This is a genomic window from Streptomyces sp. BL1, assembly GCF_057628045.1.
In genome coordinates this window covers 6,113,767-6,134,304 of record NZ_JBXYWZ010000002.1, presented here as the reverse complement: position 1 = coordinate 6,134,304, position 20,538 = coordinate 6,113,767, and the positions used below count along the sequence as shown (strand labels likewise).

Genomic DNA, 20,538 nt, shown 5'->3' with positions numbered 1-20,538 from the left:
AGACGGCGCGCGCCGGGGCTCAGCGCTCCCGTCCCGTCAGCCGCCGCGCGTCGGCCAGATGGCCGGCGAGCCGCTGCTGGATGCGCACCGTCGCCTCGTCCAGCGCCGTGCGCGTACGCCGTCCGCTGCCGTCGCCCGCCTCGAACGGGTCGCCGAACACGAGGTCGACGCGGCTGCGCAGCGGCGGCATCCCGGACACCAGCCGGCTGCGCCGGTCGGTGCTGCCGAGCACCGCCACGGGCACCACGGGCGCCCCCGACCGTACGGCGAAGTACGCGAGGCCGGAGCGCAGCGACGCGAAGTCGCCCTCGCCGCGGGTGCCTTCGGGAAATATGCCGAGCACGCCGCCGTTTTCCAGCACGCCGAGCGCGTGGGTGACGGCGGTCCTGTCGGTGCTCTCCCGGTCGACCTTGACCTGCCCGATGCCGCGCAGGAAAGGGTCGAGAGGCCCGGCGAAGGCCTCCTTCTTGATGAGGAAGTGCACCGGCCGCGGCGAGGTGCCCATCAGCATCGGTCCGTCGATGTTGTGCGAGTGGTTCACCGCGAGGATCGCGGGCCCCGCCGAAGGCATCCGCCAGGCGCCGAGCACGCGGGGCTTCCACAGCCCCTGCATCAGCCCGATCCCGATGCGGCGGCCGGCCGCGGCGCCCCGCGCGCTGGGCAGGGAGCCGTCGCCGGTCACTCCGCCGCCACCTGCCCGGCCTGCGCGACCTGCTCGGCGGTGGACTCCCCCGCGGCGGCCTTCTCCACGAGGGTGACCACGCACTCGATGACCTGTTCCAGCGTCAGCTCCGTGGTGTCGACCTCGACGGCGTCGCCGGCCTGCTTCAGCGGGGAGGTCTTGCGGCTGGAGTCCGCCTTGTCCCGCTGCTCCAGCGCCGCGCGGGTGGCCGCCACGTCGGTGGCGGCTTCCCCGGGCTTGCCCTTCAGCTCGCCGCTGCGCCGCGCCGCACGCGCCTCGGGAGAGGCGGTGAGGAAGATCTTGAGATCGGCGTCGGGCAGCACCGTGGTGCCGATGTCCCGGCCCTCCACGACGATGCCGCGCGGGGCCTCCGCGGCGATGCCGCGCTGCAGTTCGGTGATCCGGGTACGCACCTCGGGCACGGCGCTCACGGCGCTGACCGCGGAGGTGACCTCCTGCGTACGGATCGGGCCCGCGGCGTCCTGGCCGTCCACGGAGATCGTCGGCGCCGCCGGGTCGGTGCCCGAGACGACGGCGGGCTTGCCCGCCGCGGCGGTGACCGCGTCGGTGTCGTTCACGTCCACGCCGTTGGTCAGCATCCACCAGGTGATCGCCCGGTACTGCGCGCCGGTGTCCAGGTAGCTGAGGCCGAGCTGGGCCGCGACCGCCTTGGAGGTGCTGGACTTGCCCGTGCCGGAGGGGCCGTCGATGGCGACAATCACTGCAGACACGGTGGAGGGACCTTTCTCGAAACACGGGCGGGAAGCGTGGGGCCGAACGGCCCCGCACAAGGCTACCGGTCACCCGGACCGTATCCCGACGCCCTTCTGACAAGGGGCGCGGGGGAACGGCGCGACAAGGGGCGCGGGGAACTGCGCAAACCCCAGCGGATCCGCAGCCGCCCGACACCCCGCAACAGGTCACACGAAGCGGCGCCCCTCACGGAGCGCTCAGCGCTCCTGCCGCATGGCCCATCCCCGCTCCCGCAGCTCCGCCTTGAGCACCGGAACGGCTGACGGCTCGACCATCAGCTGTACGTGACCGGCCTGCTGACCGGTCGCGTGCTCGATGCGGACGTCCTCGATGTTGACCCCGGCCGCGCCCGCGTCCGCGAAGATCCGGGCCAGTTCGCCCGGCCGGTCGCCGATCAGCACGGCGACCGTCGCGTACGCCGCCGGCGCCTGGCCGTGCTTGCCGGGCACCCGGGACCGGCCCGCGTTGCCGCGGTGCAGTACGTCCGCGATGCCGGCTGCGCCGCCGCCGCGCTTGTCCGCGTCGGAGGACTCCAGGGCCCGCAGCGCCCGTACGGTCTCGTCCAGGTCCCCCGCGACGCCGTCCAGGATGTCGGCGACCGGGCCCGGGTTGGCGGAGAGGATCTCCACCCACATCGCCGGGTCGGAGGCAGCGATCCGGGTCACGTCGCGGATGCCCTGGCCGCACAGCCGCACGGACGTCTCGTCGGCGGACTCCAGCCGGGCCGCGACGAGGCTGGAGACCAGCTGCGGGGTGTGCGAGACGAGCGCGACGGCGCGGTCGTGCGCCTCGGCGTCCATGACGACCGGCACGGCCCCGCACAGCGCGACCAGTTCCAGTGCGAGATTCAGCACCTCGGTGTCGGTGTCCGCGGTCGGGGTCAGCACCCAGGGCCGCCCCTCGAACAGGTCGGCGGTCGCCGCGAGCGGACCGTTCTGCTCCCGGCCCGACATGGGGTGGGTGCCGACGTACCCCGTCATGTCGGCGCCGCGCTCGGCCAGTTCACGGCGCGGGCCGCCCTTGACGCTGCCCACGTCGATGCAGCCGCGGGCCAGCCCCTCCTGCCGTACCCCGGCGACGGTCTCCGCGATGTGCGCCGGGGGCACGGCCACTATCGCCAGATCGACGGGGCCCTCCGGCTCGTCCCGGGTGCCGGCGCCGAGGGACTCCGCGGTATGCGCCCGCTCGGCGTCCTGGTCGCGCAGGTGCACCCGCACCCCGCGCGCGGTGAGCGCGAGCGCGGCGGAGGTGCCGATGAGTCCGGTGCCGATGACGAGCGCGGTACGCATTACTGGGCGATGTCCTTGCGGAGGGCGGCGGCTGCGCCGAGGTAGACGTGGTTGATGGCGGACTTGGGGCGGTCCGACTCGACGTGCGCGAGGATCCGTACGACCCGCGGCATGGCGCCCTCGATGTCCAGCTCCTGCGCGCAGATCAGCGGGACGTCGACGATGCCGAGCTTGCGCGCCGCGGCGGCCGGGAAGTCGCTGTGCAGATCGGGCGTCGCCGTGAACCAGACGCTGATCAGGTCGTCCCCGGTCAGCTCGTTCCGCTCCAGCACGGCCGTCATCAGCTGCGACACCTGCTCGTCCATGTGCCCGGGCTCGTCCTGCTCCAGCTGGACGGCTCCCCGCACCGCTCGTACCGCCACGTGTCGGCTCCGCTTCCTTGTTACGTCCTCGTACGGTGACCAGCGTAGAACCGGCGCGGCGCGGGCGTCCGGGCGGCCCGTCTGCTGAGACGGGGCGCCGATCCGAGGCGCCCGGTGAGCCGGACCGGCGGCGGGGGCCGTGACGCAGTACACAGGGAGGCATGATCTTCCATGTGGTGCCGCTCGACGACTGGCTGAAGGCCCCCGACCGCCCCTTCGCGCCACAGGCACTCACCGAGGACGGCTTCATCCCGTGCTCCGTCGACGAGACGGGCGCGCTCGCCGCCGCCGACGCGCACTTCAGGAGCGCCGTCGGCCCCGTCATGGCCCTGATGATCAACGAGCACAAGCTCGACGCGCCGGTCCGCTGGGACCCGGACCCGCGGATCCACGGCCGCGTCAACCGCACCGCCGTCGTCGGCATGCTGGAGATCGAACGCGACCGGCACGGCCACGCGCTCTCCACCGCCGTCTGGTCCTGACGCCGCCCCGCCGCCGGGCGGCCCGGACCGTACAGGGACCGCCAGAGGGACCGCCGCGGAGGCGGCCGGGCCCCGCCGGCGTACGGCCGGGCCCGGCTCCCGCTGTCAGACCACGGCGCCGTTCCGGTCCGGGCCGTGGCCCGCCGCTCCCGTACGGGTCCGGCCCGTACGGGATGCGCGCCGCTTGGTGCCGCGGCGTACCGGGGGCGGGGGCGGTGCCTGCCGGTGCGCCTCCAGTTCGACGGCGAGCGGCACCGCGGTGAACACCGACGACCAGGTCCCCGCCACGATGCCGATCAGCAGCGCGAGGGCGAAGCCGGTGAGGGTGTCCCCGCCGAGCACGGCGAGCGCGGCGAGGATGAACACCGCGCCCATGCCGGTGTTGACCGTACGCGGAACGGTCTGCAGCACCGCCGTTTCGGCGGTCTTCCGCAGCGGGGAGCGCGGGGCGGCGCCCCACAGTTCCCGTACCCGGTCGAAGACGACGACGGAGTCGTTCACCGAGTAGCCGACCACGGTGAGCAGCGCCGCGAGGAAGATCCCGTCGACCGGCCTGCCCAGCCAGGCGAACGCGCCCAGCAGCACCAGCACGTCCTGCACCATCGCGAGTACCGTCGCGGCGGCGAAGGTCCAGCGGAACCGCAGGGCCAGATAGCCCAGTTGGGCCGCGACGGCGATGCCCAGCGCGATGAGGGCGTTGCGCCGCAGCTCGTCGCCGAGGCTCGGCCCGATCAGTTCGTCCTTCTGCTTGGTGACCTCCCCGCCGGGCCCGGTGAGCGCCGAACGCAGCTTCTCCTCCCCGGCGTTGGAGAGCTCACCGGTGCGTACGGAGATGCCGTCCTTCCCCGAGGTGGTGACCTCGGCGTCGGGGAATCCCGCGCCGTTGACGGCCTGCCGGGCCTCCGCCGCGGAGACCGGGCGGCTGGTGGTGTACTCGGTCAGCCGCCCGCCGGTGAACTCCACGCCCAGGTCCAGGCCCCTGCCGAGCAGTCCGGCGCCGGCCAGCACCGCCAGCAGGGCGGAGAGCGCCAGCCAGCGCCGCGGCCTGCGCAGGATGTGCGGCGCGCGGCCGGTCAGCCAGGTGCGTACCCGGCCCGGCAGGGCGATGCCGTTGAGCCGCGGGCGGCGGGCCAGGAAGCCGCGCCCCGCGCTGAGATCGGCCAGCGACCTGGCCACCACCAGCGCCGACACCATGGAGGCGAGCACGCCGATGGCGAGGGTGACGCCGAAGCCGCGTACCGGTCCCGAGGCGAAGAAGAACAGCAGTCCCGCCGCGAGCAGCGTGGTGATGTTGGAGTCCGCGATGGCGCTCAGAGCGTGCCGGAATCCGGCGGTCACCGCGGTACGCAGGCCGCGCCGCCCGCCGTCCGGGGTGTGCCGCCGCGCCGCGTACTCCTCCCTGGCCCGTTCGAAGACCAGCACGTTGGCGTCCACGGCCATGCCGATGGCGAGGACGAAACCGGCCAGCCCCGGCAGGGTCAGCGTCACCCCGAGCGCCAGCAGCGCCGCGTACGAGATCAGCCCGTAGGCGGCCAGCGCGACGGCGGCGATCGCGCCGAAGAAGCGGTAGACGCCGACGACGAACAGCGAGGTGAGGACCACCCCGATCACCGCGGCGCGGGCGCCCGCGTCGATCGCCTCGGCGCCCAGTGTGGGGCCGACCGTCCGCTGCTCGGTGATGTCGACGGGCACCGGGAGCGCCCCGCCCTCGATCAGCAGCGCGAGCTCCTTGGCCTGGGCCCCGGTGAACGAACCGGTGATCTCGGTGGCGCCCTGCGCGATGCCGGTACGGCAGGCCACCGACGGGTCCACTTCGGGCGCCGACAGCACCTCGTCGTCCAGCACGATGGCGACCCGGCGCCGGTCGTCGCCCGCCGGCTGGCAGGCGGCGTCGCCGGTGAGCCCCGCCCAGTCCTTCTTGCCGCCGTCCTGGAAGGCGACGGACACGGTCCAGCCGCGGCCCTGCTCGGTGTCCAGCCGGGCCTCGGCGTCCCGTACGCCGGAGCCGGACATGCCGGCGGCGCCCAGCCGGAGGTCCTGCCCCTTCTCGTCGGGCAGTACCCGCGGCCCCCCGCCGGACCCGGAGGCCTCCGGCGGGCCCTGCTTCCCGTCCTTGTCCGCGGCCCCCTCGACGGGGTGGATGGTCAACTGCGCGGTGCGGCCGAGGACTTCGGCGGCCTCGCGCGGATTCTGCACATCGGGCAGCTCGACGATGATCCGGTCGTCGCCGGAGCGGGTCAGTACGGGTTCGGTGACGCCCAGCGCGTCGACGCGGTTGCGCAGCACCTCCATGGTGCGGTCGGTGTTCTCCGGCCCGGCCTCGGCGCCGGGGGTGTCACGGGTCTGCAGGACCAGCCGGGTCCCTCCTTGCAGGTCGAGCCCGAGACGTACGGGCGTGGTCAGGACGGTGAGCGCGGATACCAGCAGCACGGCGACAGCCAGCACTGCCCGTACCACTGCGGCACGAGACACGGGTTTGCCTCCCGGGGCAGGACGGGCCGGCGCGCCGCCCGGCGGCACGCACCCGGTCGGTCACGGGCGGGCGGGGCGGAACGCGACGGCCGTACGGGGACGGGACGTTCGAGTCGACGGGACGTTCGAGTCGTCAGGAGCGGGCGCCGCACGGCACCCGCCCGCTCAAGCGGCGTCCGCCGCCGGCGGCCCCCGTACCTCGGGAAGCGCGTCGGGCCGCGCGCCCGCCGCGGGACTCTCGGAGTGGCCCGCCGCCGGTCCGGAGTGCGCTTCCGGTGCGGGCAGGCGTACGGCGCGGGCCGGCAGCGCGGGCCCCGGACCGCCGGACGCGAGCTGTTCGGCCTGCTGCTGGAGCACGCCGAGGTGGACGGGCGCCGTCTGCCAGTGCTCCTCGGCCCGTGCGTCCCCGTCCCCGGCCGGCCGCTGATGCGCTCCGGGACCGGGCGCGGACTGCGCCGTCTCCGCCCACCCCGCGGTGTACGCCGGATGGGGAGTGGCACACAGACTCAGCAGCGCGGCGAACAGCGTGACGACAACGCCCGTCGCGCTCCGGCGCGACAGGTCCCGCGGCGCCGTCACCTCCGGGTCACCTCCGGGCCCCGGTGCCGCGGCGGGCCGTGCCCCTCCGGCCGAACTGGCAGCGGGAGCAGAACCGGGCCTGCGGCACCATCCGCAGCCGGTCCCACTCGATACCGCCGGCGCAGGACTCGCAGCGGCCGTAGCGCCCGCCGGCGATCCGGTCCAGCGCGTCCTCCACGTCCGTCAGCACCATCCGGGCCCAGCTCACCAGCCGGTCCCTGCCGCCCTGCGGGCCCTCGGTCGCGGGGCCCTCCAGACCGGTTCCGTACGTCCGCAGCCGCTCCAGCTGCTCCAGCCGGAACTGCCGCTGCTCCTCCAGCAGTTCGCGCACCTCGGCCAGCCGGCGGGCCGACAGCCCCGCGTTCCGCTCACCGGTAGGGGTGTCCAGAGCCATGGCGGGTCGGTTCCTCACCGTGCGAAGGAATGGGGTCTGCGAGGTGTCGTACGGGCGCCGGCCCGAGGGAACGTTCCGCATCGGTGCGCGGCCGTCGGGAACATCGGGCCGGGACCCGGCATGCGACGCGGGGCGCGGGCGGCGGGCCGCGGCGCCCTCGGTCAGGCTGTGCGCGGCCCGTCGCCCGGCGGCGGAGAACCGCCTGCGGTACGGCACGGGGGCAGACTCATGGCCACCACTCTGGACGGCCGCGCCCCCGGAAGCCATGGGTGCTGACACCCATTTACGCCGCGGGCACCGGCCGGGCCCGCTCACCGGTCCGGGCGGTGCCCCGGCTCGTGGAACAGTGGCGGCAGGAGGTTCTGTGCACCGTGTCCCTGTTCTGGCGGATCTTTCTGCTCAACGCCCTCGTTCTGGCCGCGGCGACGGCCCTGCTGCTGTGGGCACCCGTCACCGTGTCCGTACCGGTGCTGCTCACCGAGGCGTTCGTGCTCACCGGCGGGCTTGTGGCGATGCTGCTCGCCAACGCCGCGCTGCTGCGCGTCGGCCTCGCCCCGCTCCAGCGGCTGCAGCGGCTGATGACCACCATCGACCTGCTGCGGCCCGGGCAGCGGCTGCCCGCCGAGGGACGCGGTGAAGTCCCGGAGCTGGTACGGACGTTCAACGACATGCTCACCCGCCTGGAGGCGGAGCGCGGCGACAGCAACGCCCGCGCGCTGCGGGCACAGGAGGACGAACGCCGCCGCGTCGCCCAGGAGTTGCACGACGAGGTGGGGCAGAGCATGACCGCCGTACTGCTCGGCCTCAAACGGGTCGCCGACCGGGCGCCCGAAGAGCTGCGCGAGGAGCTGCGGCAGGTCCAGGAGACCACCCGCGCGGGCCTGGACGAGGTACGGCGGCTCTCCCACCGGCTGCGCCCCGGCGTACTGGAGGACCTCGGCCTGTCCAGCGCCCTGTCCGCGCTGGCGACGGAGTACGCGGCGCACTCCGGCCTCGACGTACGGCGCGACATCGACCCCGCGCTGCCGCCGCTGGGCCGGCAGCGGGAACTGGTCCTCTACCGCGTCGCGCAGGAGGGGCTGACCAACACCGCGCGGCACGCGGAGGCCTCGCACGTGGAAGTGTCGGTGCGCTGCGAGGCGGACGCGGTCGTCCTGCGCGTCCGCGACGACGGCCGCGGCCCCGGGCCCGGCGGCCTGCGGGAGGGCGCCGGCATCCGCGGAATGCGGGAACGGGCGCTGCTGGTGCGGGGAACGCTCGGCGTCGGGCCGGCCCCGCGGGGCGGCACGGAAGTGCGGCTGAGCGTGCCGTACGAGCCGCCGGGGCCGTCCGGGGCGGCAGAGCCGTCCGCGCCGCCGGAGGGAGAGTGACCGTGCCGCGTACTTCCGGTCAGGGCTCGACGAGCCCTGACCGGAAAGGCGGTTCAGCGGCCGGCTCGGTTCAGCGGCCGGCTCGGCGGCTCAGAGACCGACCTCGTCCATCAGCATGCCGACCTCGGTGTTGGTGAGGCGGCGCAGCCAGCCCGACTTCTGGTCGCCCAGGGCGATGGGGCCGAAGCGGGTGCGCACCAGGCGGTCGACGGGGAAGCCCGCCTCGGCCAGCATGCGGCGCACGATGTGCTTGCGGCCCTCGTGCAGGGAGACCTCGACGAGGTAGTTCTTGCCGGTGTTCTCCACGACGCGGAAGTGGTCGGCCTTCGCGTAGCCGTCCTCCAGCCGGATGCCGTCCTTCAGCCGCTTGCCGAGCTCGCGCGGCAACGGGCCCTGGATCGCGGCGAGATACGTCTTCTTCACGCCGTACCGCGGGTGCGTGAGGCGGTTCGCCAGCTCGCCGTGGTTGGTGAGCAGGATGATCCCCTCGGTCTCCGTGTCGAGGCGGCCGACGTGGAACAGCCGGGTCTCCCGGTTCTGCACATAGTCGCCCAGGCACTGGCGGCCGTCGGGGTCCTCCATCGTCGCGACGACGCCCGCGGGCTTGTTCAGCGCGAAGAAGATGTACGACTGCGAGGCGATGGTCAGCCCGTCGACCTTCACCTCGTCCTTGTCGGGGTCGACGCGGACGCCCTGCTCGACGACGATCTCGCCGTTCACCTCGACCCGGGCCTGCGCGATCAGGTCCTCGCAGGCGCGGCGCGAGCCCATGCCGGCCCGGGCGAGCACCTTCTGCAGCCGCTCACCGTCCACCTCGCCGAAGGTCTTCGGCAGCTGGACCCGCGGCTTGTCGTGCCGGGCCCGGTTCCGCTCCTCGACCTGCGCCTCGTACTCACGGGGCCGCGCGGGCGCGGTCGCCTTGCGCGTACGGGCCTTGGGGGCGCCGCTCTTGGTGACGCTGCGGTACGGGTTGGCCCCGGACCCGCTCTTGGCGGCGGCGCTCTTCTTCGCGGCCGGGGACTTCGGGCCCGGCTTTCCGCCCGCGGGCTTGCCACCCGCGGGCTTGCCGCCGGTCGGCTTGCCGCCCGCCGGCTTGCCTCCGGTGGGCTTCGCGGCCGACTTCGGGCCCGGCTTCGCGCCCGGCGCGTTCTTCTTCGGCGGCTGGGTGCCCTTCCGCGCGCCGGCACCCGCGCCCGACTTCCCACCAGGACCACCGTCGTTACGGGTGTCACCCTGCTCGTAACGCCGTTCCTCCGGACGGGGGCGGCCCGCACGCTGCTGCTTGTCGCCGCGTTTGCCGCCCGCGCCCCTCTCGTTGCGGTTTCCGCCGGTGTTCCTGCCGCTGCTTCGCATCAATGATCCGTCTGCTGAGGGTCGTCGTCGCTGTCGTCTACGTCGAACGACGGCACCCCTTCCTGGGAATCCCCCTCGACCGCTTCCGCCTCGGGGAGGAAGGGGGCCAATTCGGGCAATTCGTCCAGGCCGCGCAGGCCCATCCGCTCCAGGAAGTAATGCGTCGTCCCGTACAGGATCGCACCTGTCTCGGGTTCCGTGCCGCACTCCTCCAGCAGCCCCCGCTGAAGAAGGGTCCGCATCACACCGTCACAGTTCACTCCGCGGACCGCGGACACCCGCGAACGGCTGACCGGCTGCCGGTACGCGACGACCGCGAGGGTCTCCAGCGCGGCCTGCGTCAGCCGGGCCTGCTGGCCGTCCAGGACGAAGCTCTCCACGGCGTCCGCGTACTCGGCGCGGGTGTAGAACCGCCAGCCGCCCGCCACCAGCCGCAGCTCGAAACCGCGGCCTTCGCGCGCGTACTCGTCGGTGAGTTCGCGCAGCGCGTCGGAGATCTCGCGGCGCCTGCGCTGCAGTACGCGGGCGAGGTGCTCCTCGGTGGCCGGCTCGTCGACGACCATCAGGACCGCCTCCAGTGCCGGTTTCAGCGGCAGTTCGGCGACGGCGCTCTCCCCCGCGGGCGGCTGCTCGCGCAGCGGCGCGTACTCCGGGACCTCGTACGTCTCCTCGGTGCTCATGTCGGGGCCCCTTCCTCGCGCGGCTCCTGCGGCTCCTGCGGTGGCTGTGACGGCGATGACTGTGACTGCGGTGATTGCGGTGACTGCTGCGGGACGGGCGGCGGCTGGTCGAACTCGTCGGTCACCAGCGACTCCGCGTCCTCGTCGGAACTGCCGCTCCAGCGGATCGTGATGTCGGCGAGCGGCTCCTCCTGGTCGAGGTCGACAGCCCGCTCCCGGTACAGCTCCAGCAGCGCGAGGAAGCGGGCGACGACGGTCAGGGTGTCCGGCGCGTCCTCGGTCAGCTGCCGGAAACTCACCCGCCCCAGCTCCCGCAGCCGCGCCACCACGACCTCGGCCTGTTCTCGCACGCTGACCAGCGGGGCGTGGATGTGCTCCACGTACACCTGCGGCTTGGGCTTGGGCTGCATCGCCTTCACGGCGAGCTTCGCGAAGCCCTCGCCGCCGATGCTGATCACCACGTCGGGCAGCAACTCGGCGTGGTGCGGCTCCAGTCCGACCGTACGGGGGTAGCGGCGGGCCTCCTGCGCGAGGCGGTCCGCGAAGATGTCGGCGATCTCCTTGTACGCGCGGTACTGCAGGAGGCGCGCGAAGAGCAGGTCGCGCGCCTCCAGGAGGGCGAGGTCCGCCTCGTCCTCGATCTCGGCGGCGGGCAGCAGCCGCGCGGCCTTCAGATCGAGCAGCGTCGCCGCGACGACGAGGAACTCGGTGGTCTGGTCGAGGTCCCAGTCCGTGCCCATGGCCCGGATGTACGCCATGAACTCGTCGGTCACCTTGGACAGCGCGACCTCGGTGACGTCCAGCTTGTGCTTCGAGATCAGCTGCAGCAGCAGATCGAACGGCCCCTCGAAGTTGTCGAGCCGAACAGTGAACCGCCCGTCCCCGGGGGCGTCCGCGTCCGAGGACGCCTCGGCCTCCGATTCCGGGCCCGGCTCCACGGGCGCCTCCGCCACGGTCGCCCTGTCCTCGGGAACGTCCTCCGGGCCATCACCCCGGTCCGCGACGGGCTCCGCCGGGGCCGGCTCGGGAGCGGGCGTCTCCACGCGCGACGGCGCGGCGCCGGCCTCGCCCGGGTCGGGGCCCGACTCCGGCGCCGACGCCGCGACTTCCTCGCGCGGGAGCGCGGGCGGCGCGGGAGCATCGCCGCCGGGCGTCACATCCTGCGCCGCTGGGGCTTCCGCCGGGCCGGCGGACCGGTCCGCGGGGGCCGGCTCCGGCGGGTCGCCCGGCCCGGGGGCCGGAGCCGTGCCCGGGCCGCGGCCCAGGCGGCGGCGGGGCAGTGGCGCGTGGTCGTCAGGAGTGGGCATCGCAGAGCAGCGTACTGGGACACACCCGCCCGTTCCCCGCCATGACGCTCCCGCCCCGCGAGGGACTCAGCGGCCGCGCAGGCGCCGCACGAGGATGCTCGCGTCGCCGCGCGACTCCAGGTCCGCGAGGACGACCGCGACCGCTTCGCGCACTATCCGGCCGCGGTCCACGGCCAGCCCGTGCTCGCCGCGCAGCACGAGCCGCGCGTGCTCCAGGTCCATCAGCTCCTCGGCCGAGACATAGACCGTGATCTTCTCGTCGTGCCGTTCCCGGCCGCTCGGACGCCGCGGCGCCGCGCGCCCGCGCCCGGACGAGGTGCCCGACCCCGAGCCCGAGGAGCCCGCGTTCTGACGGCCCTTCGCAGGGGCGCCCGCAGCGCCGCCCGCGCCGCCGTTGCGCGCTCCCCCGCCCTCCGGCTTGGTCTTGCCGCTCTGCGCGCCCTGTGCGGGCACAGAGGGGTTCTGACGGCGCGTCCGCTCGTCCGCCCGGGCGGACTGTTCGCGTCCGCCGTGCTCACCGCCGCCCGTCTCCTCGGCGGGCGGCGCCGAGGCGGCGGACTCGTCGCCCTCACCGGCCGCCGCGTGCTCCGCGGCGTCCGCGCCCGCATCCCCTGACGGGGCGTCGGCCGCGGCCCCGTCGGAGCCCTCGGAGGCCGGCGCCTCGCCCGCCGGCGCGGCGCCGTTCTGCTGCGGGGCGGAGGACTGGACGGCCGATCCCCCTGTGGTGCGGAACAGTTCGTCGGCTGCCGGGAGACTCACTCGGCGTGGCACCGGGCGAGCACCTCCCTGGCGAGCTGGCGATAGGCGGCGGCGCCAACGGAGTTGGACGCGTACGTCGTGATCGGCTCGCCCGCGACGGTGGTCTCCGGGAAGCGCACGGTGCGCCCGATGACCGTGTGGTAGACGTTGTCGTCGAACGCCTCGACCACCCGCGCGAGGACTTCACGACTGTGCACGGTGCGCGAGTCGTACATCGTGGCCAGGATCCCGTCGAGCTCCAGCTCCGGGTTGAGCCGCTCCTGCACCTTCTCGATGGTCTCGGTCAGCAGCGCGACACCGCGCAGCGCGAAGAACTCGCACTCGAGCGGCACGATGACCTTGTGCGCCGCGGTGAGCGCGTTCACGGTCAGCAGACCCAGCGAGGGCTGGCAGTCGATGACGATGAAGTCGTAGTCGTTCATCAGGGGGCCGAGCGCGCGCTGCAGTGTCGACTCGCGCGCGACCTCGCTGACCAACTGGACTTCCGCCGCCGACAAATCGATATTGCTGGGCAGCAGGTCCATGCCCGCGACGGCCGTCTTGAGCAGTACCTCGTCCGCCGCCAGGCCCCGCTCCATGAGCAGGTTGTAGACGGTGAGGTCGAGCTCCATCGGGTTCACGCCGAGGCCGACCGAGAGCGCGCCCTGCGGGTCGAAGTCGACGAGCAGTACGCGGCGTCCGTACTCGGCGAGTGCCGCGCCCAGGTTGATGGCGGAGGTCGTCTTGCCGACGCCGCCCTTCTGGTTGCACATCGCGATGATCTTCGCGGGCCCCGGCTCGTTGCGCGGGCCCGGAATCGGGAAGTACGGGAGGGGCCGCCCGGTCGGACCGATCCGCTCACGGCGCTGACGCGCGGCGTCGGGCGCGAGGGTGGCCGCGTACTCCGGGTCGGGCTCGTACTCCGCGTCGGGGTCGTAGAAGTGCCCCTGGGGCAACTCGCCTCCCGGGATGTCTCCCTGGCTGGAGTAGGGGTCACTGTAGTCGGCGACGCGTCCGGCGGACCGGCCGCCGGAGTCGCCGGCCATGGCGTTCACTTGGTGGCCGTCCATGCTCTGGTGGGATGTCGCATTCGGTGTCGGGTACGGGTGGTTCGCGGAGGTGTGGACGGCGACAGAGCCGACACCTTCGGCTCCCGCGGGCCCCTGGCCCTGCACAGGAGCTCCTGGTCGACCACCTCCGGGAGAAAATGTCGACTCATTCACAAGTCGTCCTACCTCCTTGGTGACCAGGAAACTTCTATACAAGGTCAGCGTGGCACCTTGCCGACGGTTGGCGACTCTATGGCGTGTCGGCCGTCCGCAGCAACACAATCCGCCGGAGACGGCACGATGTGTCGGCAAGCGAACACCCCTGTGTCAAGGGCCGATGAGGCTTGTCGCGCCGCTTTCCCCGGTGTGCAAACCGGTTACGGGGTGACGTACAGGACGAGTTGGGCCGGGAGTTGGGCAGCTGACGGCGGCACGGAGCGCCATCGCACACACCACCGGCCGGACCTTGAATTCCAAGGCCCGGCCGGTGACGTGATGTTGACGACGTTGACGCCCGACGTTGACTTGTAGACCTGTCTCCCGGACGCTGACGTCTCCGGCCTCCCGGCCGGCTCGGACCGCTCGGGCCGTTCCGCCCGATCAGCCGAGCAGCGCGGCGAGTTCGACGCTCTGCAGCCCGTGGGCCTCGGCGACGGACTCGTAAACGACCTGCCCGTCGTGGGTGTTGAGCCCCTTGGCCAGCGAGGCGTCGCGGCGCAGCGCCTCGCGCCAGCCGCGGTTCGCGACCTCCACGATGTACGGCAGCGTCGCGTTGGTCAGCGCGTGCGTGGACGTGTTCGGCACCGCGCCGGGCATGTTGGCGACGCAGTAGAAGACCGAGTCGTGGACCTTGAAGGTCGGTTCGGCGTGCGTGGTCGGACGCGAGTCCTCGAAGCAGCCGCCCTGGTCGATCGCGATGTCGACAAGGACACTCCCCGGCTTCATCCGGGAGACGAGCTCGTTGGTGATCAGCTTCGGCGCCTTGGCGCCCGGGATCAGCACGGCGCCGATCACCAGGTCGGCCTCCAGCACGGCGCGCTCCAGCTCGAACTGGTTGGAGGTGACCGTCTGCACCTTGGTGCCGAAGACCTTGTCGGCCTCGCGGAGCTTGTTGACGTCCTTGTCCAGCAGCGTGACGTGGAAGCCGAGACCGACCGCGATCTGCGTGGCGTTCCAGCCGGAGACGCCGCCGCCGATGACGACGGCGCGGCCCGCGTGCACGCCCGGGACGCCGCCCGGCAGCACGCCGCGGCCGCCCGCGGAGGCCATCAGGTGGTAGGCGCCGACCTGCGGGGCGATCCGGCCCGCGACCTCGGACATCGGCGCGAGCAGCGGCAGCTGGCGGTTCGCGGTCTCGACGGTCTCGTAGGCGATGGCCGTGGTGCCGGAGTCCAGCAGCGCGTCGGTGCACTCGCGGGACGCGGCGAGGTGCAGGTAGGTGAAGAGCGTCTGGTCCTTGCGCAGCCGGTGGTACTCCTCCTCGACCGGCTCCTTGACCTTCAGCAGCAGGTCGGCGATGCCCCACACGTCGTCGGCCGTGCCGAGCAGGGTGGCGCCGGCTCCGGCGTACTCCTCGTCCGGGATGGAGGAGCCGGTGCCGGCCCCCTTCTCCACGTAGACCTCGTGGCCGTTGCGCACCAGCTCGTGCACGCCGGCCGGGGTGATGGCCACGCGGAACTCGTTGTTCTTGACCTCGCGGGGGATACCGACCTTCACGTCGATCACGGTCCTTGCCTCAGGGGTTCAGAAGTGCTGCGGAGGGCTGTGGCGGACAGCCGTCGCCGACAGCGGGCAGGCGCCGGGAACATCCCGCCTCACCGGCATATAGAGGGCATGCCGGATGCGGCCGGGAGAACCACGGCTCAGCCAGTCTAATGAAGGATCCCGAGGTGTCCAGCCTTGTAAAGGGTCAATCTTTCTCGGATCGACTATGGATTTCGTAGGTTTCCTCGGCGTTACGGCCAGGGTCCTGGTCCTCCTGCCCCAGCAGACCCTCCGCCTCGGCCCTGTGGGCACGCCCCTCGGCCGGCTCGCCCACCCGCTCACAGGCGTCCGCCAGCCGCAGCAGCAGCGCCGCCTGCAGCCGCACCTCCCCGGCCCGCCGGGCCGCGCCCAGCGCCTCCCGGCAGGTACGCAGCGACTCGTGCGGCCGGCCCGCGTACTCCTGCACCCGGCCGACCTCGCTCAGGGCCCGCGCGTGCGCCTGCGGATTCCGCAGCCGCCGGTACGCGGCGGCCGCCGCCTTCCACTCGCGCAGCGCCTCCCCGAACCGCCCCGCGTACGTGTGCACCGCTCCCAGCCGGCCGTGCAGCCGCGCCGCGGCCTCGCGTTCGCCGCGCGCCAGCCGCAGCGCGAGCGCCCTGCCGTACCAGTCCGCGGCCCGCGCCCAGTCCTGCTGTTCCGCGTACGTCCCGCCGAGGGACTCCAGCGCCCGGCCCGTCGCCGGACCGTCGTGGCCGTCCGTACGGGAGGCGTCGAGTGCCGCGCGGTAGCGCACCAGCGCCTGGTCGAGGCGGCCCGAACCGGCGTCCAGATCCGCCAGGTTGAGCAGCGCGGCGGCGCGTTCGCGCGGCAGCCCGACGCGTTCGGCGACGCCCAGCACCAGCTCGTGCAGCCGGTACAGCTCGGGCGCCGACTCCTCCGGGCTGCGGTGCGCGTCGAAGGCGCGGGCCAGCGCGGACACCAGCCGGCGGGCGAGCGTGTCGAGTTGTCCGCCGCCCTCGGCGACCGCCAGCCGCGCCGAGGCGAGCAGCGCGGGGCGGCGCGCCTCCAGCCACTCCCGGGCGTCGTCGGGCCCCGCGAAACGCAGGGTGCGCGGCATCCCGGCGAGCCGTTTGCGGGCCTCGGAGTCCACGGGTTCGGTGACGGCGACGCACGCCTGGAGCTGCCGTACGGTCCGCTCCAGCATCCGCGCCCGGGCGAGCAGCAGTTCGCCGGGCCGTTCGCGTTCCTCGCGACGCGCACGCAGCAACGGGTCGAGGCAGCGCGGCAGTACGTACTGGCCGGGGCCCGTCGTGCCGTGCAGCAGGCCCAGTTGGACGAAGTCCTCCAGCGTGCTGCGGGCCGCCGCGACCGAACAGCCCGCGAGCGCGGACGCGGTGTGCGCGTCGACGGCTCCGACGGGGGCGAGGGTGAGCAGGCGCAGTATCCGGGCGGCGGCGCCCGGGAGGGAGTCGTGCACGAGCCGGAAGGCGCGTTCCAGCGGGTCGGTCTCCTCGCGTTCGGCGAGTTGCTTGGCGGCGTCGGCGACGGACAGCTTGGGGCGGGCCGCGAGCCAGCCGCCGACGAGCGTCAGCGCCGCGGGCAGCCCGCCGCAGGCCTCGGTGAGGGTCTCGGCGCTGCGCGGGTCGACGGTGGCGCGGGGCGTGGATCCGGCGCGGCGGGTCAGGAGTCCGACGGCCGAGGCCCGGTCGAGGCCGCCGATGGCGCACGGCCGGACGTCCGGCGCGCCGGTCAGCGGGCCGTCGCCGACGGCGACGACGAGGCACTCGCGGCTGTCGGGCAGCAGCTCCAGCAACTGCTCGGCGCCTGCGATGTCGTCGAGCAACAGCAGCACCCGGTGCGCGGTGAGGGCGGCGCGTACCGTCTCCAGCAGTTCGTCCTCGTCCGCTCCCGCGGGCGCGGTGCCGGCGCCGAGTGCGGCGAGCAGGTCGCGGGCCGTCCGCTCGACGGGAACGGGCGTCCCTCCGGGGTCGGTCAGCCGTACGCGCAGCACTCCGCCGGGATAGTTCCCGGCGTGCCGACGGGCGAACTCCTCGGCCAGCGCGGTCCGTCCGGAACCCGGCCGTCCCGCGATGAGCAGCACCCGGCTGTGCGGGGACGGCCGTCCCGAAAGCGTGCCGAGCCCGGCGCGCCCGATGTCGTCGTGCAATTCCGCCAGTTCGCGGGTGCGTCCCACGAAGTCGCCGGGCGGCGCGCCGAGCGCCGCCGCGGGACCGGCCCCCGGGGGCCGCACCGCCTGATCCGTCACGGGTCACGCTCCCGTCCACCTGCGCCTGCGCAAACGCTGTTGAGACTAGTTCACACAGCGGCACACACCGTGATCCCGCGCCCACGGGCCGGGCCGAAAATCACCACATCGGCGCAGCGTACGGCGCGTCGCGGGCGGATGTCCGGGCCCGGGAACGACATCGCGCGGGCGGCGCGGCACCGATGTGGGTGCCGCGCCGCCCGCGCGAAAGGGAACAACCCGTCAGGCGCCGGTCCGTCAGGCGTCGAAGGGCCGCGCCGGCCACGGCGCGTCCGCGGGCCGGAGCGATTCCACGCCGTCGCCGTCCAGCACGGCGGTCAGCGAAAGCGCCCCGACGACAAGGCAGTTGTTGTGCAGCTCGCCGGCGAGCACGCCCCGCACCAGGTCCCGCAGCGGTACGCGGGCCTGCTCCATGTCGGCCTCTTCCTCGGCGACCTCGAAGCGTTCGCCCTCGGCCTCCGAGAGGTCCCGCGCGAGGAAGATGCGTACGGCCTCGTCGCAGCCGCCCGGCGTCGTGTAGACGTCCGCGAGTGCCCGCCAGTCCTCGGCCTTGACGTGCGCTTCCTCGTACAGCTCGCGCTGCGCGGCGTGCAGCGGGTTCTCCCCGGGGACGTCGAGCAGTCCCGCGGGGATCTCCCACAGCTTCTCCCGTACGGGATGGCGGTACTGACGGAGCACCAGCACCCGTCCGTCCTCGTCCAGGGCGAGCACCGCGACCGAACCGGGGTGCACCTGGTAGTCACGGCTCACCACGGAGCCGTCCGGCATCACCACGTCGTCCGTGCGGATGCTGGTCTTCTTGCCCTCGAAGGGCACCGAGGTGGCGGTGGTCTCCCACTCCTCGGGGACATCGACGATGTGCTGCGTCATACCGTGCCTTCAGCCCTCTCCCTCGACCGCCTGCTCTGTCGGCAGGTCCTGCTCGACCGCCCGGTCGGCGACCTTCTCGCGGACGTTCTTCTGCGCGCCCTGCTGCTGTTCCACGGCCGCCTTGACCAGACCCGCGAACAGCGGGTGCGGGCGCGTCGGACGGGACTTCAGCTCCGGGTGCGCCTGCGTGGCGACCAGGTAGGGGTGCACCTCGCGGGGGTACTCGACGAACTCGACGAGCTTGTTGTCCGGGGAGGTTCCCGAGAAGACCAGACCGGCTTTCTTCTCCAGCTCGCTCCGGTAGGAGTTGTTGACCTCGTACCGGTGCCGGTGCCGCTCCTCGACGTACGGCTCGCCCTCGTACACCTCGCGCACGATGGAGCCCTCGGTGAGCTTCGCCGGGTACAGGCCGAGCCGCATGGTGCCGCCCATGTCGCCCTCGCCGGCGACGATGTCGAGCTGCTCCTCCATGGTGGAGATCACCGGGTGCGCGGTGGCCTGGTCGAACTCGGTGGAGTTCGCGTCGGTGATGCCGAGAAGGTTCCGCGCGGCCTCCACGACGATGCACTGCAGACCGAGGCAGAGGCCCAGCAGCGGAATACGGTTCTCCCGCGCGTACGTGATGGCGCCGAGCTTGCCGTCCACGCCGCGGTCGCCGAAGCCGCCGGGCACACAGACCGCGTCGCAGTCGCCGAGCTGCCGCTTCGCACCCTCGGGGGTACGGCAGTCGTCCGAGGTCACCCACTTGATGCTGACCTTGGCGTTGTTGGCGAAACCGCCGGCGCGCAGCGCCTCGGTCACCGACAGGTAGGCGTCGGGCAGGTCGATGTACTTGCCGACCAGCGCGACCTTCACCTCGTGCTCCGGCTGGTGCACGCGGCGCAGCAGGTCGTCCCACTGCTCCCAGTCCACGTCGCGGAACGGCAGGTCGAGGCGGCGGACCACGTAGGCGTCCAGGCCCTCGCGGTGCAGGACCTTGGGGATGTCGTAGATCGACGGCGCGTCCTTGCAGGCCACGACCGCGTTGTCGTCCACGTCGCACATCAGCGAGATCTTCCGCTTGATGTCGACGGGCACCTCGCGGTCGGCGCGCAGCACGATCGCGTCCGGCTGGATACCGATGTTCCGCAGCGCGGCCACCGAGTGCTGGGTCGGCTTGGTCTTCAGCTCGCCGGACGGGCCGATGTACGGCAGCAGCGAGACGTGCACGAAGAAGACGTTGTCGCGGCCGACTTCGTGCCGCACCTGGCGCACGGCCTCCAGGAACGGCAGCGACTCGATGTCGCCGACCGTGCCGCCGACCTCGGTGATGACGACGTCCACGTCGTCGCTCGCGAGCCGCCGGATGCGGTGCTTGATCTCGTTGGTGATGTGCGGGATGACCTGCACGGTGTCGCCGAGGTACTCGCCGCGGCGCTCCTTGGCGATCACCGAGGAGTAGACCTGCCCGGTGGTCACGTTGGCGGAGGCGTCGAGGTCCACGTCGAGGAACCGCTCGTAGTGCCCGATGTCCAGGTCGGTCTCGGCGCCGTCGTTCGTGACGAACACCTCACCGTGCTGGAAGGGGTTCATCGTGCCGGGGTCGACGTTCAGATAGGGGTCGAGCTTCTGCATGGTGACCCGCAGGCCACGGGCCTTGAGAAGTGCCCCCAGGCTGGAGGCGGTCAGCCCCTTCCCGAGCGAGGAGGCGACACCCCCAGTGACGAAGAGGTGCTTGGTCGTCATCGTTTTGGGCGGCATGGCCAAGAGGGGGCTCCCGTGGTCGCGTGGTGGGGTGCGCACCGGCACACGTGCTCCGCGGTGAATGCGGTGCGGGGTGCGGTCGTCGCTGCGGTTCCGGGGGCTTTCGCATCGCTTCTTCGGGTGCTTAAGTCCCACCGGTCCACGGGCCACCAGGGTATCAGCGACAACCGGCCGTCGTGCCGCACGCCCGGCCGGACATGACCGACACCGCCTCCGATACGCGGATTCTGCCCCGCCCCGCGAGGAACTCCCGTTCCCCGGCGTGCCGTCGAGTCACCGGTGGCCCTCCCGTTCAGGCGGTCGTGGGGCCTACCGTGACGGGGTGGGCACGAGAGGTACGACGGGCCGCGACAAGCTCACCCCTTCGGCGCAGCTCATCTCTCAGAAGAGCGCGGCGTGTCTGATCGCTCCGTCGTATCCTGCTCGGACCATTTGCAGGCAGGAC

General features: G+C 73.0%; 18 protein-coding genes. 2 read left to right on the top strand and 16 right to left on the bottom strand.

The window, feature by feature from the left end; genetic code table 11:
- Positions 1-19: 19 nt before the first annotated feature.
- The 4 genes from AC3AGO_RS26935 to aroH all read right to left on the bottom strand — a co-directional run bounded on the left by AC3AGO_RS26935 (position 20) and on the right by aroH (position 3,086).
- The gene (locus AC3AGO_RS26935; protein WP_487824836.1) at positions 20-613 is read right to left on the bottom strand and encodes a lysophospholipid acyltransferase family protein; all 594 of its coding nucleotides are present in this window, start codon (positions 611-613) and stop codon (positions 20-22) included.
- Between the two features lie 65 nt (positions 614-678).
- Positions 679-1,404, bottom strand: a complete 726-nt coding sequence (gene cmk / locus AC3AGO_RS26930) for a (d)CMP kinase (RefSeq protein WP_487824835.1) — start codon at positions 1,402-1,404, stop codon at positions 679-681.
- A 228-nt stretch (positions 1,405-1,632) separates the two neighbouring features.
- The gene (locus tag AC3AGO_RS26925; protein ID WP_487822819.1) at positions 1,633-2,724 is read right to left on the bottom strand and encodes a prephenate dehydrogenase; all 1,092 of its coding nucleotides are present in this window, start codon (positions 2,722-2,724) and stop codon (positions 1,633-1,635) included.
- Positions 2,724-3,086: a chorismate mutase gene (gene aroH / locus AC3AGO_RS26920; RefSeq protein WP_487822818.1), complete on the bottom strand. Its 363-nt coding sequence runs from the start codon at positions 3,084-3,086 to the stop codon at positions 2,724-2,726. Before aroH ends, AC3AGO_RS26925 begins: the two co-directional genes overlap by 1 nt.
- 161 nt (positions 3,087-3,247) lie before the next feature.
- Between aroH and AC3AGO_RS26915 the strand changes: the two genes are divergently transcribed.
- The gene (locus AC3AGO_RS26915) at positions 3,248-3,568 is read left to right on the top strand and encodes a DUF952 domain-containing protein (RefSeq protein ID WP_487822817.1); all 321 of its coding nucleotides are present in this window, start codon (positions 3,248-3,250) and stop codon (positions 3,566-3,568) included.
- A gap of 105 nt (positions 3,569-3,673) precedes the next feature.
- On the opposite strand, the gene secD is transcribed toward AC3AGO_RS26915, so the two are convergent.
- The 3 genes from secD to AC3AGO_RS26900 all read right to left on the bottom strand — a co-directional run bounded on the left by secD (position 3,674) and on the right by AC3AGO_RS26900 (position 7,013).
- The gene (secD, locus tag AC3AGO_RS26910) at positions 3,674-6,040 is read right to left on the bottom strand and encodes a protein translocase subunit SecD (protein ID WP_487822816.1); all 2,367 of its coding nucleotides are present in this window, start codon (positions 6,038-6,040) and stop codon (positions 3,674-3,676) included.
- A 165-nt stretch (positions 6,041-6,205) separates the two neighbouring features.
- Positions 6,206-6,619 carry a hypothetical protein gene (locus AC3AGO_RS26905; RefSeq protein ID WP_487822815.1) on the bottom strand — a complete coding sequence of 138 codons (414 nt, stop codon included), beginning with the start codon at positions 6,617-6,619 and terminating at the stop codon, positions 6,206-6,208.
- Between the two features lie 7 nt (positions 6,620-6,626).
- A complete protein-coding gene (locus tag AC3AGO_RS26900; protein WP_487822814.1) occupies positions 6,627-7,013 on the bottom strand; it encodes a TraR/DksA family transcriptional regulator in 387 nt (128 codons plus the stop codon).
- A gap of 371 nt (positions 7,014-7,384) precedes the next feature.
- Between AC3AGO_RS26900 and AC3AGO_RS26895 the strand changes: the two genes are divergently transcribed.
- The gene (locus tag AC3AGO_RS26895; RefSeq protein ID WP_487824834.1) at positions 7,385-8,383 is read left to right on the top strand and encodes a HAMP domain-containing sensor histidine kinase; all 999 of its coding nucleotides are present in this window, start codon (positions 7,385-7,387) and stop codon (positions 8,381-8,383) included.
- A gap of 90 nt (positions 8,384-8,473) precedes the next feature.
- On the opposite strand, the gene AC3AGO_RS26890 is transcribed toward AC3AGO_RS26895, so the two are convergent.
- From AC3AGO_RS26890 to pyrG, 9 genes are all read right to left on the bottom strand, one after another.
- Positions 8,474-9,736: a pseudouridine synthase gene (locus AC3AGO_RS26890; protein ID WP_487822813.1), complete on the bottom strand. Its 1,263-nt coding sequence runs from the start codon at positions 9,734-9,736 to the stop codon at positions 8,474-8,476.
- Positions 9,736-10,416 (bottom strand): SMC-Scp complex subunit ScpB, encoded by a 681-nt coding sequence (scpB, locus tag AC3AGO_RS26885; protein ID WP_487822812.1) that lies wholly within the window; start codon positions 10,414-10,416, stop codon positions 9,736-9,738. Before scpB ends, AC3AGO_RS26890 begins: the two co-directional genes overlap by 1 nt.
- Positions 10,413-11,723 (bottom strand): segregation and condensation protein A, encoded by a 1,311-nt coding sequence (locus AC3AGO_RS26880; RefSeq protein WP_487822811.1) that lies wholly within the window; start codon positions 11,721-11,723, stop codon positions 10,413-10,415. The genes scpB and AC3AGO_RS26880 overlap by 4 nt, the downstream gene beginning before the upstream one ends.
- A 66-nt stretch (positions 11,724-11,789) precedes the next feature.
- Complete coding sequence (locus AC3AGO_RS26875; RefSeq protein WP_487822810.1) at positions 11,790-12,482, bottom strand: hypothetical protein; 693 nt, start codon at positions 12,480-12,482, stop codon at positions 11,790-11,792.
- Complete coding sequence (locus AC3AGO_RS26870; protein WP_487822809.1) at positions 12,479-13,684, bottom strand: ParA family protein; 1,206 nt, start codon at positions 13,682-13,684, stop codon at positions 12,479-12,481. Before AC3AGO_RS26870 ends, AC3AGO_RS26875 begins: the two co-directional genes overlap by 4 nt.
- 426 nt (positions 13,685-14,110) lie before the next feature.
- Positions 14,111-15,235 carry an alanine dehydrogenase gene (gene ald / locus AC3AGO_RS26865; RefSeq protein ID WP_487822808.1) on the bottom strand — a complete coding sequence of 375 codons (1,125 nt, stop codon included), beginning with the start codon at positions 15,233-15,235 and terminating at the stop codon, positions 14,111-14,113.
- A 184-nt stretch (positions 15,236-15,419) separates the two neighbouring features.
- Positions 15,420-17,480, bottom strand: a complete 2,061-nt coding sequence (locus AC3AGO_RS26860) for a tetratricopeptide repeat protein (RefSeq protein ID WP_487822807.1) — start codon at positions 17,478-17,480, stop codon at positions 15,420-15,422.
- 237 nt (positions 17,481-17,717) lie between these two features.
- Positions 17,718-18,350 carry an NUDIX domain-containing protein gene (locus AC3AGO_RS26855; protein ID WP_487822806.1) on the bottom strand — a complete coding sequence of 211 codons (633 nt, stop codon included), beginning with the start codon at positions 18,348-18,350 and terminating at the stop codon, positions 17,718-17,720.
- Positions 18,351-18,359: 9 nt separating this feature from the next.
- The gene (gene pyrG, locus AC3AGO_RS26850; protein WP_487822805.1) at positions 18,360-20,090 is read right to left on the bottom strand and encodes a CTP synthase; all 1,731 of its coding nucleotides are present in this window, start codon (positions 20,088-20,090) and stop codon (positions 18,360-18,362) included.
- Between the last annotated feature and the right edge of the window lie 448 nt (positions 20,091-20,538).

What these genes read in the sequence shown, in the direction of transcription:
- AC3AGO_RS26935 (WP_487824836.1), bottom strand. Translation starts at nt 613, where the DNA reads ATGCAGGGGCTGTGGAAGCCCCGCGTGCTCGGCGCCTGGCGGATGCCT.
- AC3AGO_RS26925 (WP_487822819.1), bottom strand. Translation starts at nt 2,724, where the DNA reads ATGCGTACCGCGCTCGTCATCGGCACCGGACTCATCGGCACCTCCGCC.
- AC3AGO_RS26915 (WP_487822817.1), top strand. Translation starts at nt 3,248, where the DNA reads ATGATCTTCCATGTGGTGCCGCTCGACGACTGGCTGAAGGCCCCCGAC.
- AC3AGO_RS26900 (WP_487822814.1), bottom strand. Translation starts at nt 7,013, where the DNA reads ATGGCTCTGGACACCCCTACCGGTGAGCGGAACGCGGGGCTGTCGGCC.
- AC3AGO_RS26890 (WP_487822813.1), bottom strand. Translation starts at nt 9,736, where the DNA reads ATGCGAAGCAGCGGCAGGAACACCGGCGGAAACCGCAACGAGAGGGGC.
- scpB (WP_487822812.1), bottom strand. Translation starts at nt 10,416, where the DNA reads ATGAGCACCGAGGAGACGTACGAGGTCCCGGAGTACGCGCCGCTGCGC.
- AC3AGO_RS26880 (WP_487822811.1), bottom strand. Translation starts at nt 11,723, where the DNA reads ATGCCCACTCCTGACGACCACGCGCCACTGCCCCGCCGCCGCCTGGGC.
- AC3AGO_RS26855 (WP_487822806.1), bottom strand. Translation starts at nt 18,350, where the DNA reads ATGACGCAGCACATCGTCGATGTCCCCGAGGAGTGGGAGACCACCGCC.
- pyrG (WP_487822805.1), bottom strand. Translation starts at nt 20,090, where the DNA reads ATGCCGCCCAAAACGATGACGACCAAGCACCTCTTCGTCACTGGGGGT.